The organism is Polycladospora coralii, from assembly GCF_014773435.2.
GTDB lineage: Bacteria > Bacillota > Bacilli > Thermoactinomycetales > Thermoactinomycetaceae > Polycladospora > Polycladospora coralii.
In genome coordinates, this window is record NZ_JACXAG020000022.1 from 1 (window position 1) to 4354 (window position 4354).

General features: G+C 37.0%; 4 protein-coding genes and 1 rRNA gene. 2 read left to right on the forward strand and 3 right to left on the reverse strand.

Going from position 1 to position 4354, the window contains the following annotated elements; all coding sequences use genetic code 11:
* Positions 1-462: 462 nt before the first annotated feature.
* A complete protein-coding gene (blaOXA, locus tag IC619_RS16460; RefSeq protein ID WP_191141205.1) occupies positions 463-1245 on the reverse strand; it encodes a class D beta-lactamase in 783 nt (260 codons plus the stop codon).
* 266 nt (positions 1246-1511) lie between these two features.
* Between blaOXA and IC619_RS16465 the strand changes: the two genes are divergently transcribed.
* Complete coding sequence (locus IC619_RS16465; protein WP_191141206.1) at positions 1512-1937, forward strand: hypothetical protein; 426 nt, start codon at positions 1512-1514, stop codon at positions 1935-1937.
* Between the two features lie 521 nt (positions 1938-2458).
* On the opposite strand, the gene IC619_RS16470 is transcribed toward IC619_RS16465, so the two are convergent.
* Positions 2459-3109 carry a hypothetical protein gene (locus IC619_RS16470; protein WP_191141207.1) on the reverse strand — a complete coding sequence of 217 codons (651 nt, stop codon included), beginning with the start codon at positions 3107-3109 and terminating at the stop codon, positions 2459-2461.
* Between the two features lie 519 nt (positions 3110-3628).
* On the opposite strand from IC619_RS16470, the gene IC619_RS16475 reads away from it, so the two are divergent.
* Positions 3629-3958 carry a hypothetical protein gene (locus IC619_RS16475; protein ID WP_191141208.1) on the forward strand — a complete coding sequence of 110 codons (330 nt, stop codon included), beginning with the start codon at positions 3629-3631 and terminating at the stop codon, positions 3956-3958.
* A 302-nt stretch (positions 3959-4260) separates the two neighbouring features.
* Here IC619_RS16475 and IC619_RS16480 read toward each other — a convergent pair.
* Positions 4261-4354 (reverse strand): 16S ribosomal RNA (locus IC619_RS16480); the annotation flags it as partial.

Consider the following 4354-nt stretch of genomic DNA (forward strand, 5'->3'; position numbering starts at 1 on the left):
GTTTTAATACTCTTAAGATTACTTCTCCGGTGAATATATACTTGACATTTAAAAAAGACCAAGTGTATTTCATACAGCTTGTTTCCATATCTAATTTTCAAGGTGCGATTCATTTCAGCGTCGCTTGTGGCGACAAGAAATAATATACCATGATACTAAACCAATTGCAACCCTATATTTATAATATGACTTTTTCCGTTCCTGATTTCTGCCTATATCACCTACACATTTTCAACCTTATATCACACTTTGTGAATAATGAGGTACCGTACAGCATTAATGTCGTGTCGGAAGAGCTTTAAATATGATCTGAATTATCATTCGCCCTTAAAGTCAACCATATAGGCCATTTTCATCCTACCTTTAACGCTTTATGATACGAGGCAAACACCTAACCAATTGCAATTTTGTCTAGTGTTGAAGTGACTACTAATCTATTATTGATTTTTGTAAAACTTTTTTCTAACCTTGTGTAATAATACCCCTTTTCTCCAACTCTTTTAGCATAATATTCTTGGCCAAGGTACCAGTTCCATCAACATTAACAGCAAAAACCCATATACCTTGCTCATTTTCAACGAAACCTACATACCAACCCAAACCCAAGTCTGACAGTCTCGTTCCTGTCTTTCCATGTAGTATGTATTCATCTTGCTCATCCTGAATCATCATGCGCTTAACTGTTTTTTGATGCTTTTCAGCAATCGGGAGCTGTTCCTCAACCAGCTTTTCTATAAACACAACTTGCTCTAAGGCTGAAATTTTCATGCTACTTCCTAGCCAGAATGTATCAATTCCGCCTGATATATCTTGATTTCCATAGTTAAATCTCGAAATATTCTTTTGCATCTCTTCTTCTCCGATTGTTCTTGCCATGTCCTGGTAAAACCATATAGCAGACTCCCGCATGGCTGAAGCTAGTGAATGGTCACGATTCCAGTTTTCAAATTCCCGTTCCACACCATCCCAACGCTTTACTTCATATTCATCTCTTACTGCTGAGGTTTCCAGTCCAATCAACGCATTTGCTACTTTAAAGGTAGATTCAGGAGTAAATCTTTCCTTGCTTCGTTTCGTATTATAGATATATACATGATTATTTTTCAGGTTTTTCAATACCATCGTTCCTTGACCAGTGTGAAACTCCTCTACATCCTGTTGCCCTGCTTTTACAGAACTCCCCATACTCACAGTCAACACAAACACGGAAAATAATATCAAGCTAATACGACTCATCCACTTCATTTTATCTACTCCTTTATATCCTGCTGTCAATTGATTGTTGTTCCCTTATACTATAATCAACCGGATAGACATCGGAAAGTATTGTTCTTGTTATCTGTACCCATACAAATACATGGAGAGGAATATATAGAAAAGTCGATCCTCTATACATAGTAGCTCGGATTAGTATCTATTTTTTATTTGATAGATTTGTGTTTATACAAAAATTGAGTGAAGTGAATATATTATTGATATGTATATTCATAGATTTGTAGGGAGGTGTCTTTTTGTCAAAAAAAGTGGTTATAACAATCGATTTCAACATTACAATTCGGTATATAACTAGCTTGCAAGGAACTTTCCCTCTTGAATCTGTTGCTTTAGAAGTCATGGAAGATCTAGGAGTAGGTAATCCTAATGATACGCCAGAAATCGTTTCAGGAGTCCCAGGGAGAACGGTCCGTTCTGTTTTTAATCGTACAATTGTAGATGCTTGGCAGGGTAAAATGCTTGTTCAAAAGGGTGTGGCGGTTCCTACCGCTCTTAGTAAGGCATTTCCAATAGTTAGAGTAAATTATTCTCCTAGTTTAATTCATGTCGCTGAAGCTTTATTTAATGCTTTTTCTCCTGTTGTTCCCACGATTACGAATGCCCGTTTAGTTTCTGTAAGAGCTAGAGCAGGAAGACATGCTAGAGCAATTTTTTCAGAATAACATTTTACTCAAGTTACCTTATTCCGTACTCTACCGTAACAACTAGGATGATTCTCTTTTTATATATCATTCGAAAAAAGCGCTAAACAAGATAATCCAGTTCTTTTTTTCAATATGAAAGATACGCTCTTGAATAATGGTTAATTTAGACAACCAACGTTATCTCATGGATTTGGATACAGCTGGTTGTCTAAAATTCCGCTATAGCTCATTCTACAGCTGAATTATTGGACCTAGAAACACTACTCCTGCTCGCTACTGTAATAAATACGCAATGTAGGATATGTTTACATGTTTTCATCAAAACATGCCTTGGAACCAAAACCTAAGGGAAGAAGCGGACAACCAGTTGATCCATAGGGAGCTTTAGGAGAACCGTAAGGTTTTTAGCGGGGTGTTCTGTTCGGTTGCTTTGAAATTTTCAAGTGGCGCATGATCCAGTATCAATAAAGTGTTTTGATTGATATACAAATGAATCGTAAGATTAATGTCTCCTAGATAGGATAACGACTGGATTTAAATTAATGGGTAATTACAATACTGCCACTACCTGTTCCACTAAAGCCCGCTCCAACAATCTGCGGTACTCCCTCAAACCGTGCTGAATACACAAATAGATATTGTCTACTAATGTCTACTGGTACTGATGTTTGTGTAGTTGCTTGAACAGTTGTACCCGAATTGACAAATTCAGTTAATCCTGGTTGTAAATCGATTATAGCCAACTGGCTAAATATATTGGAGCCCACTGGTGCAGACCAAATACCACAGCTAATAAATGCAGTATCTAATTCACTAATATCAATATCTTGATTAGTCGTAAATTGGCCAGAGATCGATGTAATCGTACCCGATTTTAATCGAAAAATATAAGATTGAATTTGTGAGCTTTGTGAGGTATCGATATTTCCTCCCGATAAAAAGACAGGGCTAAATGGTCCGATAGAAGTTTGACTTTTAGCTAATAATGCAACTTCAGTAGGTGATCCATTCTGATCAAATTGCATAAAATAGCTTTGACCAAGCGCAGTAAAAGATATTGTTTTGGTTTGATTTACTGGCGGTACGATTCCAGAAGCACCTATAAAGTTTGTAATTCGGCTTACACCTCTTGCTTTACCGCCGCTACTAATTTTAATTTGGTTATTTCTCTTATTTTTCTTTCTTTTCAATCCAAAGCACACCCTTCCCGGAAATATATTTATATGATATAGCTACATGTTATTCCTATTTTAAATTGATGGAACAGCATTTATAGTAGTGTAGCGTACAAAAAAACTAACTGAGCAGATCAACTTACCAAAGCCGTCAATATGAATGGGATCCGAGGACCTCTAACTAAAAGTGAGCCTGATATTCGCTTAAAACTGACAACTCCATCACAACACATGCCTAAGCAATCGCGCTATCATCACGAAATCCTTTGCAATCGATAAGGGAGAGATACTTAAAAAGCGTGGTGGTAACTCCCATATATCAGAATCTGATGCCCCCATTTTATTCCATCTCATTAAATCATCTCCATACCTATTAGGAATCAAAACAACTGATCAGAACGTTACTACACAATATTGACAAGCATTTACATTGTCGATCATGTACTTACTGTTTCAAAATTGTACAATCGACTCATTCAACATCCAAGCATGTTACGCGAGAGAATTATAATATACATAGAGGGGGGAGAAAATATGCATGTGATTGCAATGCAGAACAACAGTAGGTTTATAATCGATTTAGACATCGATTTTAATATCCCAGGAATAGCTGTTGGTTTTAAAAGAAGATCCAATGGCATCAGACCTGGTGGAGCTACTAGGATTCCAATTCCAGATCAAGCAATCAATGTATCTGTTCGCGTTGAACAACAGACAGCTATACCTACTGAAGAGTACGTACTATTCCAACAAAGGTTTAGTCTCTTTCATCAAGTTCTTAAACAAGGCATATTTTTTGTAGTTAAAAATCCGACTCCAAAATCAGGAACAAAATTTGCTTCTGTTTTTTGGATCATTAGATAGAAAAGTTAGAAGCGTCAGTTCGCTACACAGGTATCATTTTTCCAACCTACCCAATACGTTTCAGTTATCAAGGGGTGTTATATTTTAGTATATTTTAATAGATCTTGTTTCTCTAAGTCCCCCATTGAAATGGGAGGACTCTCGTTCGGAAGTCCTAAATCAACCATTTAATTTACATCGAACAAAAAAGACTGTGATCATAAATGAATGATCACAGTCTTTTTATATATTCCCTGAAAACTAAAGAGTGCTTACATGACCTGTCATGATTCGATTTAAGCTCCTAGAAGGAGCGTCCTTAGAAAGGAGGTGATCCATCCCCACCTTCCGGTAGGGATACCTTGTTACGACTTCACCCCAATCATCTGCCCCACCTTAGGCGGCTCGATCCCTTGC

Coding starts and splice junctions, on each gene's coding strand:
- blaOXA (WP_191141205.1), bottom strand. CDS start 1,245: ATGAAGTGGATGAGTCGTATTAGCTTGATATTATTTTCCGTGTTTGTG.
- IC619_RS16475 (WP_191141208.1), top strand. CDS start 3,629: ATGCATGTGATTGCAATGCAGAACAACAGTAGGTTTATAATCGATTTA.